Annotated in this window: 1 pseudogene; it reads right to left on the bottom strand. The window is 50.6% G+C overall.

What is annotated here, in order from left to right:
* Positions 1-377: pseudogene (locus FYZ48_RS25010) on the bottom strand (helix-turn-helix domain-containing protein); the annotation flags it as partial.
* Positions 378-547 lie beyond the last annotated feature (170 nt).

Below are 547 nucleotides of genomic sequence, written 5' to 3'. Positions count from 1 at the left end.
CGACGTTGTGCTTCATCAGCCAGCTCGGCTCCCGTCCAGGAAGTCACCGGGCGACCACTGTTCTGGGGATCTTTACAGGCGAGGGCAATCACTTCTATGATTTGTTGGTTGGTGAAACACCCCGGCGATCCACTGCGAGGTGCATCACTGAGTGTATCCATGATGGCCCGGATATAGGCACTTCGGTTCAGGACAAACTCCATCTGCAGCAGTGCTGGAAAAGAGTCCCGCCAGCGACGTCTCCAGAGTCCGATGGTTTTCGAACATCGATCCACGATCGCCGCAATGGCTTGATTTTTGTGCCTTTCAAAGGCGAGTAAAATTATCCGGGCCCGGACAATAATTTCCTGTCTGCCATTCCTCTGCTGAGTTAACATGGTTAGAATTTCGCGCATACACGTCGTCAATTCAATACGGGCAGCCTTGCCTGACATTGCTCTTCCCTGGTTCTGGTAGGTGAGGTGAGATTCCCAATCAAACCTTGGAAGAGCATTTTATTACCAGCAACCTGGCAGTCTACAGAAATCAGGAAAACAGCATAAAAAAC

Source organism: Gimesia chilikensis, assembly GCF_008329715.1.
In the GTDB taxonomy this organism is placed as follows: Bacteria; Planctomycetota; Planctomycetia; order Planctomycetales; family Planctomycetaceae; genus Gimesia; species Gimesia chilikensis.
The sequence above is the reverse complement of the archived record's forward strand: the minus strand, read 5'-3'. Positions and strand labels throughout refer to the sequence as shown.